The 20,120-nt window shown below is 41.8% G+C and carries 19 protein-coding genes; 9 read left to right on the forward strand and 10 right to left on the reverse strand.

Translation table 11 applies throughout. The annotated features are described in order from the left end of the window. Positions 1-31 precede the first annotated feature (31 nt). From ACFOWS_RS05750 to ACFOWS_RS05765, 4 genes are read left to right on the forward strand one after another with little or no spacing between them, the layout of a single operon-like run. The gene (locus ACFOWS_RS05750) at positions 32-1,432 is read left to right on the forward strand and encodes an MATE family efflux transporter (RefSeq protein ID WP_379763000.1); all 1,401 of its coding nucleotides are present in this window, start codon (positions 32-34) and stop codon (positions 1,430-1,432) included. Positions 1,433-1,435: 3 nt separating this feature from the next. After that, the gene (locus ACFOWS_RS05755; protein WP_366587797.1) at positions 1,436-1,663 is read left to right on the forward strand and encodes a hypothetical protein; all 228 of its coding nucleotides are present in this window, start codon (positions 1,436-1,438) and stop codon (positions 1,661-1,663) included. Next, complete coding sequence (locus ACFOWS_RS05760) at positions 1,663-2,232, forward strand: phosphatase PAP2 family protein (protein ID WP_379763001.1); 570 nt, start codon at positions 1,663-1,665, stop codon at positions 2,230-2,232. The genes ACFOWS_RS05755 and ACFOWS_RS05760 overlap by 1 nt, the downstream gene beginning before the upstream one ends. Then, positions 2,229-3,887 (forward strand): ArnT family glycosyltransferase, encoded by a 1,659-nt coding sequence (locus ACFOWS_RS05765; protein WP_379763003.1) that lies wholly within the window; start codon positions 2,229-2,231, stop codon positions 3,885-3,887. The genes ACFOWS_RS05760 and ACFOWS_RS05765 overlap by 4 nt, the downstream gene beginning before the upstream one ends. On the opposite strand, the gene ACFOWS_RS05770 is transcribed toward ACFOWS_RS05765, so the two are convergent. From ACFOWS_RS05770 to meaB, 3 genes are read right to left on the reverse strand one after another with little or no spacing between them, the layout of a single operon-like run. Then, positions 3,884-4,753 (reverse strand): lysylphosphatidylglycerol synthase transmembrane domain-containing protein, encoded by an 870-nt coding sequence (locus ACFOWS_RS05770; protein ID WP_379763004.1) that lies wholly within the window; start codon positions 4,751-4,753, stop codon positions 3,884-3,886. The two genes, ACFOWS_RS05765 and ACFOWS_RS05770, sit on opposite strands and share 4 nt — an antisense overlap. After that, entirely contained in the window at positions 4,734-5,696 is a 963-nt protein-coding gene (locus ACFOWS_RS05775) for a glycosyltransferase family 2 protein (protein WP_379763005.1), read from the reverse strand. The genes ACFOWS_RS05770 and ACFOWS_RS05775 overlap by 20 nt, the downstream gene beginning before the upstream one ends. Before the next feature lie 35 nt (positions 5,697-5,731). Next, positions 5,732-6,775 (reverse strand): methylmalonyl Co-A mutase-associated GTPase MeaB, encoded by a 1,044-nt coding sequence (gene meaB, locus ACFOWS_RS05780; protein ID WP_379763006.1) that lies wholly within the window; start codon positions 6,773-6,775, stop codon positions 5,732-5,734. A 208-nt stretch (positions 6,776-6,983) separates the two neighbouring features. Between meaB and ACFOWS_RS05785 the strand changes: the two genes are divergently transcribed. The 4 genes from ACFOWS_RS05785 to ACFOWS_RS05800 all read left to right on the forward strand — a co-directional run bounded on the left by ACFOWS_RS05785 (position 6,984) and on the right by ACFOWS_RS05800 (position 10,106). Then, positions 6,984-7,409 carry an organic hydroperoxide resistance protein gene (locus tag ACFOWS_RS05785; protein ID WP_379764484.1) on the forward strand — a complete coding sequence of 142 codons (426 nt, stop codon included), beginning with the start codon at positions 6,984-6,986 and terminating at the stop codon, positions 7,407-7,409. 151 nt (positions 7,410-7,560) lie between these two features. Next, complete coding sequence (locus ACFOWS_RS05790; protein ID WP_366587808.1) at positions 7,561-8,103, forward strand: RNA polymerase sigma factor; 543 nt, start codon at positions 7,561-7,563, stop codon at positions 8,101-8,103. Next, positions 8,087-8,692 carry a hypothetical protein gene (locus ACFOWS_RS05795; protein ID WP_379763007.1) on the forward strand — a complete coding sequence of 202 codons (606 nt, stop codon included), beginning with the start codon at positions 8,087-8,089 and terminating at the stop codon, positions 8,690-8,692. Before ACFOWS_RS05790 ends, ACFOWS_RS05795 begins: the two co-directional genes overlap by 17 nt. Continuing rightward, entirely contained in the window at positions 8,664-10,106 is a 1,443-nt protein-coding gene (locus ACFOWS_RS05800) for a hypothetical protein (protein WP_379763008.1), read from the forward strand. Before ACFOWS_RS05795 ends, ACFOWS_RS05800 begins: the two co-directional genes overlap by 29 nt. A 99-nt stretch (positions 10,107-10,205) precedes the next feature. On the opposite strand, the gene msrA is transcribed toward ACFOWS_RS05800, so the two are convergent. Continuing rightward, positions 10,206-10,898, reverse strand: coding sequence for a peptide-methionine (S)-S-oxide reductase MsrA (msrA, locus tag ACFOWS_RS05805; protein ID WP_379763009.1), 693 nt, complete (start codon positions 10,896-10,898; stop codon positions 10,206-10,208). A gap of 406 nt (positions 10,899-11,304) precedes the next feature. On the opposite strand from msrA, the gene ACFOWS_RS05810 reads away from it, so the two are divergent. Then, positions 11,305-11,541, forward strand: coding sequence for a hypothetical protein (locus ACFOWS_RS05810; RefSeq protein ID WP_366587818.1), 237 nt, complete (start codon positions 11,305-11,307; stop codon positions 11,539-11,541). Between the two features lie 157 nt (positions 11,542-11,698). On the opposite strand, the gene ACFOWS_RS05815 is transcribed toward ACFOWS_RS05810, so the two are convergent. The 6 genes from ACFOWS_RS05815 to ACFOWS_RS05840 form a co-directional block, all read right to left on the reverse strand. Further along, positions 11,699-12,673, reverse strand: coding sequence for a sensor histidine kinase (locus ACFOWS_RS05815; RefSeq protein ID WP_379763010.1), 975 nt, complete (start codon positions 12,671-12,673; stop codon positions 11,699-11,701). 410 nt (positions 12,674-13,083) lie between these two features. Continuing rightward, positions 13,084-16,446 carry a preprotein translocase subunit SecA gene (gene secA, locus ACFOWS_RS05820; protein ID WP_379763011.1) on the reverse strand — a complete coding sequence of 1,121 codons (3,363 nt, stop codon included), beginning with the start codon at positions 16,444-16,446 and terminating at the stop codon, positions 13,084-13,086. A 135-nt stretch (positions 16,447-16,581) separates the two neighbouring features. Continuing rightward, on the reverse strand, positions 16,582-16,806 hold the full coding sequence (locus ACFOWS_RS05825; protein ID WP_013551418.1) for a DUF2795 domain-containing protein: 225 nt from the start codon (positions 16,804-16,806) through the stop codon (positions 16,582-16,584). 125 nt (positions 16,807-16,931) lie between these two features. Beyond that, positions 16,932-17,489 (reverse strand): cob(I)yrinic acid a,c-diamide adenosyltransferase, encoded by a 558-nt coding sequence (locus ACFOWS_RS05830; RefSeq protein ID WP_379763012.1) that lies wholly within the window; start codon positions 17,487-17,489, stop codon positions 16,932-16,934. Between the two features lie 254 nt (positions 17,490-17,743). Then, positions 17,744-18,244: a hypothetical protein gene (locus ACFOWS_RS05835; protein WP_379763013.1), complete on the reverse strand. Its 501-nt coding sequence runs from the start codon at positions 18,242-18,244 to the stop codon at positions 17,744-17,746. Between the two features lie 3 nt (positions 18,245-18,247). After that, on the reverse strand, positions 18,248-20,119 hold the full coding sequence (locus ACFOWS_RS05840) for an ABC-F family ATP-binding cassette domain-containing protein (protein ID WP_379763014.1): 1,872 nt from the start codon (positions 20,117-20,119) through the stop codon (positions 18,248-18,250). Position 20,120 lies beyond the last annotated feature (1 nt).

Below are 20,120 nucleotides of genomic sequence, written 5' to 3' on the forward strand. Positions count from 1 at the left end.
CAGCTATCTTTGTGCTCTTTAAGTTACCGTTTTGTTCCAACAATATACCAGAGAATTCGCATACAACCTTAGGCTTGCCTATCCCGTAATTTTGGGGATGTTGGGGCATACGTTTGTGGCCTTTGCGGACAACATTATGGTTGGGCAGTTGGGTACCGCGGAATTAGCAGCGGTCTCTTTGGGCAATAGTTTTGTATTTATCGCCATGTCCTTGGGGATTGGCTTTTCCACAGCAATTACCCCTCTGGTGGCCGAGGCGGATGGCGCAGGCAAGCCCGGTGATGGCAAAAAGGCCCTAAAACATGGACTGGTGCTTTGCACCCTATTGGGCGTTTCCCTTTTTATCATCATTTTGTTGTGTAAACCTTTGTTGCATCACATGGAACAACCCCCCGAAGTGGTGGAATTGGCCATCCCTTATTTGGAACTGGTCGCTTTTTCCTTGGTGCCGCTGATCATATTTCAGGCTTTCAAACAATTTTCCGAAGGCTTATCCCAAACCAAATATCCCATGTACGCCACTATTTTAGCCAATGTGGTCAATATAACCCTTAATTACCTTCTCATTTTCGGTTCTTTCGGGTTTCCAAAGTTGGGTATTGTGGGAGCAGCCATTGGTACCTTGGCTTCGCGCTTTATCATGGTGGGGTATATCTGGTTTTTGTTGAAACGCAAAGAGAAATTTAAGACCTACGTAGCCAACTTCAATTTTAAGGTGATTGAGAAAAGAGTCATGCATAAAATCATCAATTTAGGGTTTCCTTCGGCTATGCAGATGTTTTTTGAAGTGGCCATTTTTACGGCAGCCATTTGGTTGAGCGGGGTACTCGGAAAAAATGCGCAAGCTGCGAACCAAATTGCCTTAAACCTGAGCAGTATGACCTTTATGGTGGGCATGGGCCTCAGTGTTGCCGCTATGGTTAGGGTTGGGAATCAGAAAGGATTGCAAAATTTTAGGGAACTTCGGCGGATTGCAGAGTCCATCTTCTTTTTGACATTCATTTTGGAAGTGGCCTTCGCCATACTCTTCCTTTTGGGAAGACATTGGTTCCCCACCATTTATTTGGATGTGGATGACATTGCCAACCAGGCAGACAATACCGAGGTGATAATAATCGCCGCCAAGTTGTTGTTGGTAGCCGCATTTTTTCAAATTTCCGATGGATTGCAGGTGGTGGTCCTAGGAGCATTGCGGGGGTTGCAAGATGTTAAAATACCCACTTTTATCACTTTTGTGGCCTATTGGTTGATTGGCTTCCCAGTATGTTACTACCTCGGATTGCATACCAGCTTTTCAAGTACGGGAATTTGGATAGGATTGTTACTGGGGTTGACAGCATCGGCGGTATTGTTGTATCTTCGATTCCACTATTTGACCAAGAAACTCATCAAAACTGAACATGACTCCCAACTAATGGGACCCAATGCATAATTTATGGAACTACCCAAATTTCTTTTGGCCGATAATACGGATTTTCCTGATGCCATTTTTATTGTCCATACCGAATACCCCCGATTTATTATCAATCTGGAAAATGATGAGGTGGAGTGGATGGAAGAGTTCTCCAAAGAAGATGAAGCGGACTTAATGGACGAAACCGAGAGTTTGATTGAAGCTGCAACAGCATTTTATGATAGAGAGGTTTCAAGATATGATGCGTAATGCTTGAGCAACTCCTACAGCACGATAAAGATCTCTTTTTATTCCTCAACGGACTCGGCACCCCAACTTGGGATGGTTTTTGGATGTTCATGACCAATACCAAAAGTTCGTTTCCGCTATATGTACTGTTGCTGTATCTCTCCATTAAATTTTATGGTTGGAAACGTACCGGGATTATTTTGGTTTCAGTCGCGTTATTGATTACATGTACAGATCAACTTTCCAACTTTTTTAAATACGGACTTGGGCGGTTACGCCCCTGCCACGACCCAGAGGTTAGTGGTGTGATGCGTTTGGTGAAAAGCTATTGTGGGGGACAGTACGGTTATTTTTCGGCACATGCTGCCAATTCATTCGGCCCTGCCGTCTTTTTTTCGATTTTATTTCGTGGAAAGGTTAAGTTTATTGGGATTGCCCTACTACTTTGGGCCTGCGTGGTGGCGTATAGCCGGATTTACATTGGGGTTCATTATCCGTTGGATGTGCTCACAGGCGCCCTAGTGGGCGCTTTGTTTGGATGGTTGTTTGCCAAGTTGGCTATATTTGCATTCCAAAAATTGGGTACATGATCTCTACGGCCAGATACTGGTTTTTACTTGCCCTTATTGTTCTGGTGTACATCGCCGGAATGTTTGTCACCCTTTTTGAAAACGATTCTGCTCAATTTGCGGTCATGGCCATGCGTATGGTCCAAGAGAATGATTGGTTCACATTGATTAAGGGAACCGAAGAGTATCTGGATAAACCCCACATGCATTATTGGCTGGCTGCGCTTTCTTATAAAATTTTTGGTATTCACGATTGGGCCTACCGAATTCCCGGTATTTTGGCCACCTTGTTGGGGGCTTACAGCTGCTTTGGTCTCGGAAAATTGCTCTACAACAAGGATGTTGGTCGTTTTGCCTCGTTGATTTTTATGACAGCACAGACCATTGTTTTGGCCAATATCGATGTCCGAACCGATGCTGTTTTAACCGGATTTGCCATTTTCGCCATTTGGCAATTGGCGGCTTATGTTGAAAAAAATTCATTGAAGCATCTTGTTTTGGGAGCATTTGGAGCGGGAATGGCCTTTTCTACCAAAGGGCAGATAGCCTTGGTGGTCATTGGGGTTTCATTGCTCTGCCATTTGGCCTACACTCGAAAATGGAAACGATTGCTCAGTTGGAAGGTTCTTATTGCCCTGTTGGTCTTTGGAATCACCATCGCGCCCATGTTGTATGCCTATTATCTTCAGTTTGATTTACATCCGGAGAAGGTAATTCGAGGTAAAGACCACCGAAGCGGGATCTTCTTTATTTTTTGGGAACAAAGTTTTGAACGGATGAGCGGCGAAGGGGTAGGAAAGAACAGTAGTGACTTCTTTTTCTTTTTCCACACCTTTTTATGGGTGTTTTTACCATGGACCGTTTTGGCATTAATCGCTTACTGGACCCGATTGAGGACTTTTTGGAAGCAGAAATTTGCATACAATCAAAAAATGGAATTTTTGACTTTGGGAGGTATCACCATTCTGTTTGGACTGATAAGCTTCGCCCAGTTCAAGTTACCCCATTACATGAATATTCTTATTCCGTTGTATGCCATTCTTTCAGCGTCCTATCTCTACCATTTACAAGAAAAGCAAAAGCGGAGTGTGGCCAGGGTAATTTTGGTTTTTCAGTATTTTATATTGAGTCTGGTCTTCGTTTTTACCGTTTTAGTGTGTTTTTACGTTTTCAAATTCAAATATTACCATGGCTATTTTGTGTTGGTTGCCATACTTGGGGTAATAACCTATTTCTGTTTGAAACGTGAAGCGTTGTATCTGCGGATTATAACCATATCCGTTTGCAGTTCGTTGTTATTGAACGGACTGTTGAACACCCATTTTTATCCCCGATTGCTACAATACCAAGGCGGCTCCACCATGGCTGAAAAAGTAGTGGAACACGATATTCCAGTGGATAAAATCTTTAAAATTTCGGAGCGGCATACATGGGCCTTGGACTTTTATAACCAAAAACCCATAGAAATTCTCCCTGTTTCCGATTTGGAGAATCAGAGTGGCATCTGGATTTATGCTACCGATCAAGAATTAGAACAACTTGTCAACAATGGGTACCACTGGCACGAACAAATCACCGTGGATCAATTTAGAATCACCCGATTACAGATCAAGTTCTTAAACCCCAATACCCGTCAAAAGAAATTGGAACAGGTACACTTGGTACAACTGGATTAGATAGTTTTTAGTTCAGGTTTTCTAAAATGATAGACAATCCCCATAAGAGAAATTAAGGCGGTAATCAAAAAGAAGGTAAAACTGATTCCGATGGAGGTGCTCGCATCCAACCCCAGCCATTTTGCACCATATAAGAAGGTCACTTCCCTACTTCCAATACCGCCAATGGTCAGTGGAATTACTGATACAATGGAGGAAATTAAAAACACAAAGAGATATTCAATGACGTCTAAAGTTATGGAAAGCGATTGGAGAATACAGAGAACGCATATCAATTGTGCCAGTTGTACCAAGGCCGAATAACTAATGGATTTCAAAAAAATGGGAAGGGTATAGGAAAAGAACTTCCAGTTCATCCACCAAAAAACCACTAAACTCAGTGGAATAGCAGCAATAATTAATCCCATAATCCCATTGAAAAATGGATTAGTTGAAATCAGTGCCAAAACACAGGCGTAAAGAAAAAGCAGCAACATCCCACTCAATCGGTCCAAAAGCAAAACGGAGACCACTTTTTTTGTTCCGGTCTTATATTCTTTTTGGATGACGTACCCTTTGTACGCATCGCCACCAATCCCTCCCGGTAGAAAAAGGTTGTAGAACATCCCCTGCAAATACAACTTTAGATTGCTCATTTGGGTGATTTTCGCCCCAATTTGATGAAAATACAGGTTCAGGCGGAGTGCGGCCAAGCCTTTGGAAAGTACAAAGAAAACTAGGGCCAAAATCAGATAAAGGGGGTCGCTTTTCCGCAACGTCTGTAAAACGTCTTGTAGATCTATTTTGGTGAAGATAAAGTAGATCAGAGCTGCACTGATGATAAATTTCAGTGCTGTGATGAGCTTTTTACGCATCTTTTCCGTCACCTACAGTAATTTTTTTGATGCGATAAGGCCTTTTCTGCTGAGATTCGTAGTAGGTTCGGATAAGCAGTTCCATTACAATACCAATTGTGAACAACTGAATACCCCCTAAAATGAACATCATCCCAAAAATCAACAAAGGTCGACTACCAATATCTTCTCCAAAACCAAGCTTCACAATCAACAAATAGATATTGATGAAGATGCCGAGAATGATCAAGAGCACCCCGAAAATCCCAAATAAGTGAATGGGTCGCTGGAAATACTTTCGGATAAAGAGCAGCAACATCATATCGGCCACTACCTTAAAAACCCGTTCCAGACCATATTTGGAAACCCCTGCATGGCGAGCATGGTGCTTTACGGGCACCTGTTTGATTTGTCCACCTTCCAAATACGCCAAAAGTGTAATGAAACGGTGCATTTCACCATAAAGATTCAAGCCCTTGGCAATATCCTTGGTGAAAACCTTGAGGGCGCAACCATTGTCCTTAATGTCCAACTTGGTCACTCTTCGCACCAAGAAATTGGCAATTTTGGACGGTATTTTTTTGACCAAGGAATCCTTTCTCTTCTGACGGATACCTGTGACCACATCATATTCTCCGCTTACAGCGTATTGTAGCATCTGAGGAATATCCGAAGGATCATTTTGCAAATCGCCGTCCATAGTGATGATATATTCCCCCTCGGCATAATCAAGTCCGGCGGCAAGAGCCAAACTTTGGCCGTAGTTCTTTTTCAATTCAATCAAATGAACCTTATCATCATCCATTTTCTTGACCCGCTGACGTGTTTTATCCGTAGAAAAGTCGTCCACATATACAATTTGGTAGTTGTACCCATCAAGACTTTCATGAATCTTTTGGGTCAACAGGACCACGTTGTCCTCTTCATTGTACAAAGGAACCACTATGGATAGGAGGGAATTGGTAACGGTGCTCATTCGGATATTGATCTGTGCAAATTTATTGCTTTTATTTAAAGTTTCTTGGTGATTTTGTCCAAGAGGAGTTTAGCGGCATAAAAAGGGGAGATTTCATTTTTTTCGATAGCGGAGAGCATCTTAGCCTGTTCCTTTTTGAAGGACTCCTTTTGGTGGAAAAATTGCTTTAAATGCTCATCAACCGTCTGAAGGAACCAGTTTTTATTCTGGGTCTTTCGGTTTTTTTCAAAATGACCGTTTTCCTTATTTTGTGCGACGAAATCCTCCACCATTTCCCAAATTTCCCTGATTCCTGTATTCTCGGTGGCCGAACAGCGCACTACTTTCGGCACCCAGCCATTTTTTTTGGGTGGATACAAATGGAGTGCTCTTGAAAATTCAGTTTCGGCCAGCTTGGCTCGTTCCAGATTGGTACCATCAGCCTTATTGATAGCAATTGCATCGGCCATTTCCATAATGCCCCGTTTAATGCCTTGTAGCTCATCTCCTGCGCCGGAGAGCTTCAGTAATAGAAAGAAATCCACCATACTATGCACGGCAATTTCGCTCTGGCCCACGCCCACGGTTTCCACCAAAATCACATCATAGCCCGCTGCTTCACATAGCATAATACTCTCCCGTGTCTTTTGGGCCACACCACCCAAAGAATTCCCCGAAGGGGAAGGCCGAATAAACGCATTGGGATCTTTGGAAAGGGTCTGCATGCGGGTTTTATCACCCAAAATACTGCCCTTGCTCAATGAGCTAGTAGGGTCCACCGCCAAAACAGCCACCTTTTTACCCATGGAAGTCAATGTGGTGCCCAAGGTTTCAATAAAGGAACTTTTTCCCACCCCAGGGACCCCGGTAATGCCCAACCGAATACTGTTGTTGGGTACGGATAGGCATTCTTCAATTACAGCATTGGCCTTTTCATAATGTTCGGCTTTGGTACTTTCCAATAGGGTAATCGCCTTCGCCAACAGGGCTTTGTCATTGTTAAAAATGCCTTTGGTAAGGGCTTCAACGGAAATTTCCTGTTTACGAAGTGCCTTTATTTTGGAAACAGTATCAGGTGGTGTCGTTTTTTTGGTTGCCAAGGGTAACGGTCATCGGATTAACCACTAAGGTATAAAGTTTTTGTGGGTTATGGTACAGGAGGATTCAAGCAGTCTTGTCCCGTTTTTTCATTTCACAAAAATTTAATAGCAGATTTGGTGGTGTTCCAGAATCAAAATGGTATTTTACATCTTAGGTATGGTTGATTTTGGTCAACCGGTACATTTTGAACCTTATAAACATTAGATGATGAAGACAATTTTTGAAGCAAAAGCCACAAATACAGGAGGAAGGGCAGGACATGTGCAAAGTGAGGACGGTATTCTCGATTTTGATATCAGCATGCCCAATTCCAAAGGAAAATCCGACCCAAAATCCACCAATCCAGAAGAGCTTTTTGCCGCTGCCTATTCCACTTGCTTTGCGGGTGCGTTGGAGGTTGTGGCCAAGGAACATGGAGTGGATGACCTTGGGGATTTTAACGTAACAGCGACCATAGCATTTAATAAGGAAGAAGAAGGGTTTTTCTTAGAGGCCACGTTGGACACGTATTTACCCACGGTAGATAAAAAAATGGGGGAAAAAATAATCAATGCAGCGCACGAAATATGTCCGTATAGCAAGGCTACTCGGGATAATATTACGGTGCATTTAAATTTGTTGATGGACGAATAAATTCAGTTAACACCTTGAAAAATAGAATCCCGTTGATGTATCAGCGGGATTTTTTTGTTAAAAATCAATATAAAATCCAAAATTCTGAAACGTTCCATTTTTTTCGTCGTCTTTAAGGAGAACCACTACGAACCAAAACAGCAAACTGACCGTGTTTCAAATTGAACTGGTAGAAAAATGTAAGCGCAACGACCGAGAGGCGCAGTTAAAACTGTATCGTCAATATTGTGATGGTATGTTTGGTGTTGCCATGCGGTTTTTGAAAAATTCAAACGATGCGGAGGATGTGGTTCAGGAGTCATTTATTAAGGCATTTCAACGAATTGAACAGTTCCAGGGCGAAGTAACTTTCGGAGCTTGGCTAAAACGGATTGTGGTGAATGGGAGCATCGATTTTTTAAAATCAAAAAATCAAAGAACGGTGGAATTGAACGAGAGCTATTTGCACATTACCGATGAGGCCGATTGGCATGTTGATGAAGGTATTTCCTTGGAAGAGGTTAAAAAGACCATTGAAGAGCTGCCTGATAAGTATAGGTATGTGGTTCAACTTTTTCTGGTGGAGGGGTATGACCACGGTGAGATAGCCCAAATATTGAAAATAACGGAAGCGGCTTCGCGCACGAGATTGTTACGGGGCAAGCTACAATTAAAGGAATCATTAAAAGAGAAAACGTATGGCACGGGATCTTAGAAAATTGTTCGCGGAGGAACGGGAGGAAAAGACCTACGCAATGAAAAAGGGGCATGAGGCCCGGTTCCTATCCAAGTTGGATGAGAAGATACCATCGGAGGAACCTACTAAGGAGAAGGAAGGGTATTCTGTTTGGTGGCAGATAGCAGCATCGGTTGTGGTTGCTTTGGGGATAACCTTCTACTATTTTTCAAGCAAGGAGGGTGATATAAAAACCACTGATTCCCAAGTTGTGGAAACGAATAATGGCAAGGGTGGATACGAGGGCATTTCTTTGGGAGACCTTTCGCCAGATTTAAAGAAGGTAGAGAATTATTACCTCACCAACATCAATCTTGAGTTGTCCGATTTGGAGATTGATGCCAATAATAAGGAGGTTATGGACAGTTATATGGAACGCTTGGCCGAATTGGATAGGGAATATCATCGATTGAACAAAGAATTGAATGAAATGGGACCCAATGACCAAACCATTGGGGCACTGGTTAAAAATCTACAGTTGCGCTTGCAACTGCTACAAAAATTGAAATCAAAGTTGAACCAATTAAAATCATCAAAAAATGAACAGGAATCATCGAATATTATTTAGTGGGTTTCTCTTGGTGCTGACAGGAATGGTCTGTCAGGCGCAGGAGAAATCAAAAACCTACACGGAAACCTTCAATGTGGAGAAAGATGCCGTCATCGACATTAATACAAGTTATGCGGACATTGAGTTTGAAACTTGGGACAAAGACCAAGTGGTTGTTACCGCTGTGGTGGAGTTGGAAGGTGCTACGGATGAGGAGATCAAATCCTATTTTGAGAAAGATCAGGTGGCCATCAAAGGAAATAGCAAAGAAATTACCATCCGCACTGCAGGGGAGACTTTTTGGGGGGGTAACGCTTCGTTTGTCTATGATTTTGATATGCCGGATTTTGATTTTGTAATTCCAGAAATTCCTGAAATCCCAGAGCTTCCAGAAATCATTGTGATGCCAAATTTGCCTCCAATGCCGCCCATGCCTCCTATGCCACACATGGATTTTGATTATGATGCATACAAAAAGGACGGCGACAAATATTTGAAGGAATGGAAAAAGGACTTCGACAAAAATTTTGACAAAGAGTATAAAGAGCGTTTTAAGGAGTGGAGCGAAACCATGGCGGAAGTGACCAAGGAACATGCCGAAAATAGAAAGCATATTGAAGAGGACCGGAAAGAACTTATGGAAGAACGCAAAGAGATGATTGAAGAGCAGAAGGAACTTCGTAAAGAAGCCCGTGAAGAGATGCGAAAGCAACGAGAGGAAGTTAGGAAGCAGCAGGCGGAAGTGAGACGACACGTAATCAGTATTAATAATGGTGAGCCCAATGTGTTTTATTTCTCATCGGATGGTGGTGAGGGAAAGAGATACAAAGTAAAAAAGCGCATCAAGATTAAAATGCCCAAGAGCGTCAAACTAAAAATGGATGTACGGCATGGTGAGGTAAAATTGGCTGCCAATACAAAGAACATCAATGCAAGCTTGTCATACGCAAGCTTGCATGCTTCTACCATTGATGGCGATAAAACCAGCATCCAGGCCTCATATTCGCCCGTTGTGGTGCAACAATGGAATTACGGACAGTTAAAAACGGATTATTCGGAGGAGGTAAATCTTAAAGAAGTAAAAGAATTGAAATTGAATTCGGTCTCTTCAAACGTGGTCATTGGAAGGTTAGCAGATAATATTTTGGTGACCAGTAGTCTGGGGGCGCTGAACATCGGTTCCGTAGCCGAAGGGTTTTCCAACATTGATATAACGGTAGAAAATGGTGAAGTGGACTGCAAGGTGCCCAACGTTCCCTTTAAAATCTATGTCAATGAGACCTCATCAGAATTTACCTATCCCAAGAGTATATCCATAGGAACGTCAAAAAATTTCAACACCAATGTGCACAAAGGCTATCATATGGCCGATAAGAATGGTAAATCCATTACCATCAATTCCAAGTACAGTGAGGTGGTCTTAAAGGAGTAATAGGCCTTGCACTCTTGTCCCAAACTAAACGCCTACTTCTTTCCTATGACCAAATCCTTGGTCAGCAAATAATTACAACACCTTTTCTTACTGATATCCTTAATGCGTGTCCTCTTTAAGGTACGATTGAAAATTGGCTTTAAACCGGTTCAATCTGGGAATGGAAACGTTTCTGATATAGGAATTGTTCGGATTGTTTCTTTCGTAATCCTGATGGTACTCTTCGGCCATATAAAATGTATCAAATTTTTTTACTTCCGTAACAATGGGTCTGTCATAAACCATTTCTTCTTTTAACTTGACCATGTAGTTGGTTATGATTTTTTTCTCGTCCTCATTTTTATAAAATGCTATGGAACGGTATTGTGGCCCTCTATCAGGTCCTTGTCGGTTTAGGGTGGTTGGGTCATGGGAACCAAAGAACACCTGTACCAATTGGGTGAATGAAACCACTTTAGGGTCATAATAAACTTCTACAGCTTCGGCATGGGTGGTCCTGCCATAGGAAACCTGCTCATATGTTGGGTTTTTTTCGGTTCCGCCAGAATATCCGGAGTAGACTTCTTTTACTCCCTTTACGCTTTCAAAAATAGCCTCTACGCACCAAAAGCATCCACTGGCAAAATAGGCGGTTTCATATTCCTGCAGTTGGGATGCGGTGAGCGATTCTTTTTTTGGCACTTCCAGGTGTTCTTGTTGTACAAGCTCTTGATTTTTGGATTTGTCTTTGGATTGACACCCGTAAGAGGTGAAAAGCAATAGTAGTAAAAATGGAATTCCCACAATTTTCATTTTAGCGTTTTTTGTTTAGTGGGAAGAAGTTAGCAACAATTACTTGAAATGCTGTTAAATTTTGTTAATCGGAATGAAAACAGAGTAGGCTGGCCAGTAATCCGAAAAGTGTTTTGAAGGATAATATGCAATGAATCACTACAGCTAATTCCTACTTAAAGTACTCTTTTTCCTACAAATACCAAGCTTTATATCAGTAAGTTACAGATGAACGGTCATTTCAATGATCGATGAAATGCACATGTCGTCGCCATGCTGTATTTGGACCCAAAAACGTTCATCGAGGATAAAATGCACTTAATCCTGAGCGGAGCATTTCCACCGACAGAAAAGTGGATTTGGCCGATATATCTCCCAATCTGAGGGCATCTGAGGGTAGCTTTACATTGTAAATAAAACCCAAATCATGAAAACAATTTTAACCATCATCGCAGTAACATTTTTCGGAACAATGGCCATGGCTCAAGATATTTCTAAAGAGGTAAAGGTTGAAACCAATACTGCTGATGTGGAGTTGAATATTGCAATTGAGAAGGAAATCAAGAAGGACAGAAAAATGACCAGATTGTACAAATTCAAAAACTCTAGGGTTAAAAAAGAACTTTCTTTCACTACAAAAAGAAACAAAGCAAAATTGGCTTAATCATGATAATGGGGCTGTTACTACCTTTTGCAATTTTCCTAAGTTTGGCTTTTGTTGTTGCGTCGCTGATCTTTTCGATGCGCACCAGAAAATTTATGTAATTCTTCCCAAGGTTTTTGAATCGGCTTTTGGCAAGCCAGCAAGTAAGGAAGTGGAACTAATCTACAGAATTGAACTCTTCTATGACTTCTTCGAATTCAATACGGTAATAGGTACCCTTTTTTTCGTAGTCCCTTGTTATGGTGCCGCGTAGTTGACGGGCCAGGTTATAAATCAATTTTAAACCAAGGGAATTGGAGGTTCTTGGGTTGATATCCTCGGAATATCCAACGCCATTATCACCCAGATACATTTCATATCGGTTATTGGGCAATTTGTGCAATGAAACATGTATTTCTCCACCCTGTCCTTCCGAAATACCATATTTTAAGGCATTTGTAATGGTTTCATTGATAATAAGCCCCAAAGGAATTACCGTATCTATACTGAGCTTGTAGTCGTCAATATCCAAATCTACCTTTACACTGTTGGTGTTGCCTTTAACTGAACGTACCAAATAATCACACAATTCTTTTACATAGGGCTGCAATTCTACTTTGGAAAGGTAATCATCCCGTTTGTACAGCATTTCATGGACCATAGCCATGGAAACCACCCTATTTTGACTGCTTTTTATGATATTGCTGATTTTTTCATCAGCAATGGCCCTGGATTGCAGGCTCAACAAGCTGGAAACGGTCTGTAGATTATTTTTAACCCTGTGATGTACTTCTTTCAAAAGAATTTCCTTTTCCTCAATACGTTCCTGAATCTCATTTCTAGATTTGTACAACTTATGATGCGCCCTCAATAGATTTTTTCCAAAGACACCTCCCAATAAATACACAGCAAAAACAGCGCTCAAAAATGCAAACCAACTTTGGGATTCCAAAGGAATAGTGTTTTCAGAAATCCGAAAATCACCAGTATCGTATAAAAACAAAATGGCAAGTACAGAGAGGTTAACGATGAGATAGAGTTGGCCAAAGACCCTTGTGGTCACGTACCCGGCAAAGACCACAATGGCCAGAACAAAAACGAAAGGACTCTGTATGCCACCACTATATACGGTAACAATGGTTGCCCCGATCATGGCGAGGATTGAGGTGAGATTATACGTGAATATTAAATTCTCGTGCTGCTTATAAAGTAGTGTGTTTACTAGGTTTAAGAAGGCAAAACTAAAACAGGCATACGGAATAATACCTTCAATGTTTAAAAAAAACAGGCAAATGAGGCCCAAAATGAACGCAAATAAAGAAGAGCTATAGTTAACCTTTAGTATCAAATCGATTTTGTCTTGCAAAAGTTGTTTATCCTTGACAGGAGCCTTCATATACTGCGCTTGATTGTTCTGCTCTACTACACTAAAGGTTGAAAAATGGAGTAGTAAAAGTAGCTTATTACGGGGTGTTTCGGATGTAAATCTAAATATGTTTTTTGATATAATCAAAAGCGGCAGCTATAATTAGCTGCCGCATGCATTTCTTGAATTCAAGGGAATTAGTCCTCAACAAGCACCCATTCACCTTTGTCAATTAGGGGTTCCGCTTGTTTGTACTTGCAGGTTTTGCTCTCCCCAGACATGACATTTTTGATGGTAACACGATCGTTTCTACCAATTTTTGGTTTTTCACGAACTATGGTTTCCGTAACCTGTGGCCGTTGGCGCTGGGTTTGTCCTGCTGCTCTGTTCTGTGCGGCCAACTCGTCACTATTTGGAATCTCCTCCTTGGATGTCTTCAAATTTTCCTTGGGTCTTCGAACGCTTCTTGCCTCTTGGATTTGATTGGTGTTTTCTGAAGGCAATTCACCCTTGAACAGGAACGAAATAACTTCTTTGTTCACTTTGTCAATCATCTCCTTGAAAAGTTCAAAAGCCTCGAACTTGTAAATCAATAGTGGGTCCTTTTGTTCATGGACGGCTAACTGGACGGATTGCTTTAATTCATCCATTTTACGCAAATGGGTCTTCCAAGAATCATCAATGATGGCAAGTGTAATGTTTTTTTCAAAGTCCGTTATCAACTGTTTGCCATTGGTGTTGTAGGCTTTCTCCAGATTGGTGACTACATTAAGGGTCTTTATGCCATCAGTAAAGGGCACCACAATACGTTCAAACTTATTGGTTTGATCCTCATATACCTTTTTGATGACCTGAAACGCCACAGTGGCACTACGCTCCATTTTCTGTTTGTAGTAATCGTAGGCCTCATCATTGATTTTGTTGGCGATTTGTTGGAAGCTCATTTTTTTGAACTCTTCTTCACTGATGGGCGAGGTAATGGAGAAGTATTTAATAAGTTCAAACTCAAAATTCTTGAAGTCATCTGCCATTTTGTTGGTCTCAGCAATGACCTCACACGTATCGTAGATCATGTTGGCGATGTCTACTTTAAGTCGTTCTCCTTGCAGAGCGTGCTTTCTTCGTTTATAGATGACCTCCCTTTGGGCGTTCATTACATCATCGTATTCCAACAAACGTTTACGGATACCAAAGTTGTTCTCCTCAACTTTTTTCTGGGCCCGCTCAATGGATTTGGTCATCATGGAGTGCTGAATGACTTCGCCTTCTTCCAAGCCCATACGGTCCATCATTTTGGCCACTCGGTCCGAGCCGAACAACCGCATCAGGTTGTCTTCCAAGGAAACATAGAACTGCGAACTTCCTGGGTCACCTTGTCGTCCAGAACGACCACGTAACTGTCTATCCACACGGCGTGAATCATGTCGTTCTGTGCCCACAATGGCCAAACCACCAGCTTTTTTCACTTCTGGACTCAATTTAATGTCGGTACCCCTACCGGCCATGTTGGTGGCAATGGTCACAATACCAGATTTACCCGCTTCAGCAACAATATCAGCTTCCTTTTTGTGCAATTTGGCGTTCAATACATTATGGGGCACCTTACGAACGCTCAACAATTTGGATAGCAACTCTGAAATCTCTACCGAGGTTGTACCGATCAATACAGGTCGACCTGATTGGGAGAGTTTGGTAACTTCATCTATGATGGCGTTGTATTTTTCACGTTTGGTCTTATAGATCAAATCGTGTCGGTCATCTCTGGCAATAGGTCTGTTGGTAGGAATTTCCATCACATCCAACTTGTAGATTTCCCAGAACTCACCTGCTTCGGTAACAGCTGTACCTGTCATTCCCGCAAGCTTGTTGTACATTCTAAAGTAATTCTGCAGCGTGATGGTGGCAAAGGTCTGGGTCATGGCCTCAATCTTCACGTTTTCCTTCGCTTCAATGGCTTGATGCAATCCATCTGAATAGCGTCTACCGTCCATGATACGGCCAGTCTGCTCGTCTACGATCATCACCTTATTGTCCAAGACCACATATTCCACATCTTTTTCAAAGAGGGTGTAGGCTTTCAACAATTGGGTCATAGTGTGGATGCGTTCACTTTTTACAGCAAAATCCTTGAACAGTTCTTCCTTGAGTTCGGCTTCTTTTTCAATTTCAAGGTCTTGATTTTCAATCTTGGCGATTTCACTGCCAATATCCGGCATCACAAAGAAATCCTTGTCCTGATCCCCGGAAATATAATCAACACCTTTATCGGTCAATTCTATCTGGTTGTTCTTCTCATCAATCACAAACAACAAATCGGCATCTACCTTGGGCATTTCCCGATTATTGTCTTGCATGTAGAAGTTTTCCGTTTTCTGCAACAACTGTTTTACCCCCTCTTCACTCAAAAATTTAATGAGTGCCTTGTTTTTAGGTAGTCCACGGTGTACCCGAAGCAAGAGGAACCCTCCTTCTTTGGTATCTCCTGCGGCGATAAGTTTTTTTGCCTCGGCCAAAACGCCTGTTAAATGCTGTCTTTGCTTTTGAACGATGTCCGAAACCTTTGGTTTGAGCTCGTTGAATTCATGTCGGTCACCTTCTGGAACGGGACCGGATATGATCAAAGGGGTACGGGCATCATCGATCAATACGGAATCCACTTCATCCACAATGGCATAATGATGTGGTCGCTGCACCAAATCTCCTGGGGTATGTGCCATGTTATCACGCAGGTAGTCAAAACCGAACTCGTTGTTGGTTCCGTAGGTAATATCGGCATTATAAGCGGCCCGTCTTCCGTCGGAATTGGGTTGGTGCTTGTCAATGCAATCCACGGATAGTCCATGGAATTCAAAAATGGGAGCCATCCATGCACTGTCCCTTTTGGCCAAGTAATCGTTCACGGTCACCAAATGGGCTCCTTTTCCGGCCAATGCGTTCAAATAGAGTGGGAGGGTAGCCACCAATGTTTTACCCTCACCCGTTTGCATCTCGGCAATTTTTCCTTGGTGGAGACATATACCACCGATCAACTGCACATCATAATGAACCATATCCCAAGTGACTTCCTTCCCTGCGGCATCCCAGGAATTATTCCAAATGGCTTTGTCGTCTTCCAAGTTGACGTAATCCTTGGTTCCCGAAATGGCACGGTCGAACTCCGTGGCGGTAACCGTAAGGGTTTCATTGGCCGCAAAGCGTTTGGCGGTTTCTTTTACCACCGCAAAGGCTTCGGGAAGTATGGTGTTGAGGGTCTTTTCTGAAATTTGGTAGGCTTCTTCGTTGAGCTTGTCTATTTCAGCATAGATTTCTTCATTGCGGTCTATGTCATTGGAGTTTTCCACTTCGTGCTCCAGTGCTGCAATCTTATCATTGATTTCTTTGCAATCTTCGGCAATCTGGGCTTTGAAGGAAACGGTTTTCTGTCTTAGTTCATCGTGGCTCAATCCTTCGAGTGCTTGCTCAAAGGATTTTATCTCTTTTACCAAAGGTTGTAGGGCCTTAACGTCCTTTTCTGATTTATCTCCTACAAAAACCTTCAGTACGGAATTAATCAAACTCATGAAATGTCTTTTCGTTAGAATGGCAAAAGCTGTTCCATTGATGAGAATAAGGTGGAATTCTTTTGCTGGGCTGTCAAAATTACATAAAAAAAAGCCTCAAAAGAGACTTTTTAACGTGCTTTGTGTTTTCCGAAATTAATATTCATCCTCATTCCAAAGATAGTCTTCTTCGGTAGGATAGTCGGGCCATATTTCCTCAATGGACTCATATATCTCGCCGCCCTCTTCTTCCATGGATTGGAGGTTTTCCACAACTTCCAATGGTGCTCCGGTACGGATTGCGTAATCTATCAGTTCGTCTTTGGTGGCTGGCCAAGGCGCATCACTTAAATATGAGGCTAGTTCTAGTGTCCAGTACATAGTAACGGTTTGATTTTAAATTTTTTGCAAAAATAATTTTTAAACTCAATTAGTCAAGTAAAAACAGTATTAATTAAAAATTATTTTGGAGTTGACAAAACAATTGCGTTAAAAAAGCGATTTTTTTAGTCCTTCTCCTTTGGAATCCACTTGACTTCTTGGGCTTTTAAGTCGTTTGACAACTTCCGTGCCAATACAAACAAATAATCGGAAAGACGGTTGATGTAGGACAGCAACGAGGCTGGGACGGGTTCATTTTCGTGTAAATAGGATACCATTCGCTCTGCCCGGCGGCAAACGGTTCTGGCAATATGACAGTATGACACGGTCGTGTGGCCCCCGGGTAGGATAAAATGTGTCATTTCTGGAAGACTTTCGTTCATTTGGTCCATTTCTTTTTCCAAAAGTTCGATGTCATCCTCACTGATCCGAGGAATCTTGAGACGATGATCTCTTTTGGGCTCTGTGGCCAAAATGGAGCCCACAGTGAACAGTTTGTCCTGAATCAACATCAATATTTCTTTGGTATGGGTGTCCATCTCTTGATCACGAAGCAATCCCAAAAACGAATTAAGTTCATCAATGGTGCCGTAGCTTTCAATACGGATGTGATGTTTGGGCACGCGGGTCCCTGTGAACAATGCCGTGGTGCCTTTATCTCCAGTTTTGGTGTATATCTTCATTTAGGTGTAAGGAGTTAGGGGTATTGATTATTGTCCATTGATAATTGATTATTGTTCACTGCCCATTGTAAATTGTTTATTGTTGATTGTCCCGGTCATGCATACGTTTCCCTTCCATGAATCTGCGGGATTTCCTGCGACGGGTAGCTTTTTTATTTCGGAATAAAATGATCAAATAAATAAGCCCCAAAACTACGAGGACATACCAAATGGTGTTGTCTGTTGTTGCACTTTCCATACTTAAAAATACTTTTTTAAATCCGAATGGTGAAATGTTCTTTCACCTGTTCCCTCCTTACGAATAGGGCTCCGCAATGGAACATATCAATGCTAACGGTGATATTGGGCAAAGCAACCAAACTTTCCCAAGCTTGCTTTTTCTGTCTGTCTTGATGAATCCCGTTGATTAAAATCATGCTGTCGTTATGAAGTTTTTCTTTAGTAAGAAGCTCAAGAAAATCTGATGCACTCATAGAATCGGTATAAAGCATGTCCAAGAGGGTTACATCAAAAGAAATGTTTTCAAAGGTGTTTCCAACTAGTGTTTCAATCTCTGGAAAGGTATTGATTTGGATATTTTCACAATTAAAGTAACCAATGCTCTTCAATAATACATCAATGCTTTTGTTGCTATGAAGCTTCTTTTTTGAATACAAACATTTTGTTACAAAATTGAACACAAAAGGGGAGTGTACCCCATGCTCATTGGTGGATTTGAGGAGAAATTTGAGATAGGAAATAATTTTAAACCACATTTTTTACCCCTCTAATATGGCAGAAAGTTCAAACCAGCGTTCTGTTTTTGTTTCAATACCATCTTCAACTACTTTGAGTTCGATGGATAAATTGCTGATGGCATCACCATCCAAATCGGGATCCATGAACTTGTTTTGGAGCTCTGCTTTCTTTTCTTCCAATTTTTGGATGTCCTTTTCGAGTTGTTTGTACTCCTTTTGTTCCGAATAGGAGAGTTTACCCCCGCTGGTATCCCGCCAATTGTTTTCTGTTTTTTCCGAAGAAGTGGTTTTGTTTTCTCGCTCTTCAACGACCTTACTGTTTTCGTAGACACGGTAATCGGTATAATTTCCAGGGAAATCCTCTATCACCCCATCGCCTTTAAAAACAAATAAATGATCTACAATTTTGTCCATGAAATACCGGTCGTGCGAGACCACGATCAGGCAACCCGGGAAATCCAGCAGAAAACTTTCCAGTACATTTAGGGTAACGATGTCCAAATCGTTGGTGGGCTCATCCAGAATCAAAAAATTGGGATTTTGAATGAGTACGGTGCAGAGGTAAAGTCGTTTTCGTTCTCCACCACTGAGTTTTTCAACAAAGTCGTACTGTTTTTTTCGGTCAAACAGAAAGCGTTCCAACAATTGCTGAGCTGAAATTTGCTTTCCTTTTTTTAGTGGAATGTAATCCCCAAACTCGCGAATGACATCAATGACCTTTTGGCCTTCTTTTGCAGGAATACCCTTTTGGGTATAGTATCCAAATTTTAGGGTATCACCCACTACCACTTTTCCGCCGTCCACAGCTTCGCGTTGGGTAAGTATATTCAAAAAAGTGGATTTTCCCGTACCATTTTTTCCAATGATACCTACTCGCTCCCCTTTGTTAAAATTGTAATCAAATTTGTTGAGAATGACTTTGTCATCGTAGGATTTGGACACATTGTGAAGTTCCAAAATCTTACTGCCCAAACGCTCCATATTCAGTTCCAATTCAACTTTGTGGTCTTTTCGGCGTTGGTGTGCCCTTTTCTTGATTTCAGTGAAATCATCAATTCGGGATTTGGATTTTGTGGTACGTGCCTTGGGCTGTCTGCGCATCCAATCCAGTTCCTTTTTGTATAGCTGTTTGGATTTGTGTTGTTCTACAGCTTCGCGCTCCAGTCGAGCATCTTTTTCTTGCAAATAATACGAATAGTTGCCTTTGTACGTGTACAACTGATTGTTGTCCAGCTCTATGATCTCATTACAGACCCGGTCCAGAAAATAACGATCGTGCGTCACCATAAAGAGCGTAATATTCTCCTTGGAAAAATACGCTTCAAGCCATTCGATCATTTCCAAGTCCAAATGGTTGGTGGGCTCGTCCATAATGAGCAAATCTGGTTTGTTCAGGAGCACATTGGCCAGTGCCAAACGTTTTTTCTGTCCCCCAGAAAGGGTGTTGACCTTGGCATCTAGCTTGGTCAGTTGCAATTTGAACAGGATTTGCTTGTATTGGGTTTCAAAATCCCACGCACTATGACGTTCCATCGCCTCGAAAGCTTTTTGGTAACGGTTTGTATCCTCAGGATTTTCCATGGCCTTTTCGTAAGCAGCAATCACCTTAAGTATTTCGTTGTCCGTTGTGAAAATGGTTTCTTCAATGGTGAGGTTGGGATTCAGGTTGGGTTCTTGTTCCAAAAAAGCTACTTTGGTGTCCTTTCTAACGGTTACTTGACCTGTTTCCGAGGCGTCCTTACCCGACATAATATTGAGAATGGAGGTCTTACCGCTTCCATTTTTGGCAATCAATGCAATTTTTTGGTCTTTATTTATTCCGAAGGAAATATTGGAAAACAGGACCAGTTCCCCATAAGATTTAGATATGTTTTCTACCGTAAGTAAGTTCATG

Origin of the sequence: Flagellimonas marina, assembly GCF_042651185.1 — a bacterium.
In the GTDB taxonomy this organism is placed as follows: Bacteria; Bacteroidota; Bacteroidia; order Flavobacteriales; family Flavobacteriaceae; genus Flagellimonas; species Flagellimonas marina.

What these genes read in the sequence shown, in the direction of transcription:
- ACFOWS_RS05755 (WP_366587797.1), top strand. Translation starts at nt 1,436, where the DNA reads ATGGAACTACCCAAATTTCTTTTGGCCGATAATACGGATTTTCCTGAT.
- ACFOWS_RS05760 (WP_379763001.1), top strand. Translation starts at nt 1,663, where the DNA reads ATGCTTGAGCAACTCCTACAGCACGATAAAGATCTCTTTTTATTCCTC.
- ACFOWS_RS05765 (WP_379763003.1), top strand. Translation starts at nt 2,229, where the DNA reads ATGATCTCTACGGCCAGATACTGGTTTTTACTTGCCCTTATTGTTCTG.
- ACFOWS_RS05775 (WP_379763005.1), bottom strand. Translation starts at nt 5,696, where the DNA reads ATGAGCACCGTTACCAATTCCCTCCTATCCATAGTGGTTCCTTTGTAC.
- ACFOWS_RS05785 (WP_379764484.1), top strand. Translation starts at nt 6,984, where the DNA reads ATGAAGACAATTTTTGAAGCAAAAGCCACAAATACAGGAGGAAGGGCA.
- ACFOWS_RS05795 (WP_379763007.1), top strand. Translation starts at nt 8,087, where the DNA reads ATGGCACGGGATCTTAGAAAATTGTTCGCGGAGGAACGGGAGGAAAAG.
- ACFOWS_RS05800 (WP_379763008.1), top strand. Translation starts at nt 8,664, where the DNA reads ATGAACAGGAATCATCGAATATTATTTAGTGGGTTTCTCTTGGTGCTG.
- msrA (WP_379763009.1), bottom strand. Translation starts at nt 10,898, where the DNA reads ATGAAAATTGTGGGAATTCCATTTTTACTACTATTGCTTTTCACCTCT.
- ACFOWS_RS05810 (WP_366587818.1), top strand. Translation starts at nt 11,305, where the DNA reads ATGAAAACAATTTTAACCATCATCGCAGTAACATTTTTCGGAACAATG.
- ACFOWS_RS05815 (WP_379763010.1), bottom strand. Translation starts at nt 12,673, where the DNA reads ATGATCGGGGCAACCATTGTTACCGTATATAGTGGTGGCATACAGAGT.
- secA (WP_379763011.1), bottom strand. Translation starts at nt 16,446, where the DNA reads ATGAGTTTGATTAATTCCGTACTGAAGGTTTTTGTAGGAGATAAATCA.
- ACFOWS_RS05825 (WP_013551418.1), bottom strand. Translation starts at nt 16,806, where the DNA reads ATGTACTGGACACTAGAACTAGCCTCATATTTAAGTGATGCGCCTTGG.
- ACFOWS_RS05830 (WP_379763012.1), bottom strand. Translation starts at nt 17,489, where the DNA reads ATGAAGATATACACCAAAACTGGAGATAAAGGCACCACGGCATTGTTC.
- ACFOWS_RS05835 (WP_379763013.1), bottom strand. Translation starts at nt 18,244, where the DNA reads ATGTGGTTTAAAATTATTTCCTATCTCAAATTTCTCCTCAAATCCACC.
- ACFOWS_RS05840 (WP_379763014.1), bottom strand. Translation starts at nt 20,119, where the DNA reads ATGAACTTACTTACGGTAGAAAACATATCTAAATCTTATGGGGAACTG.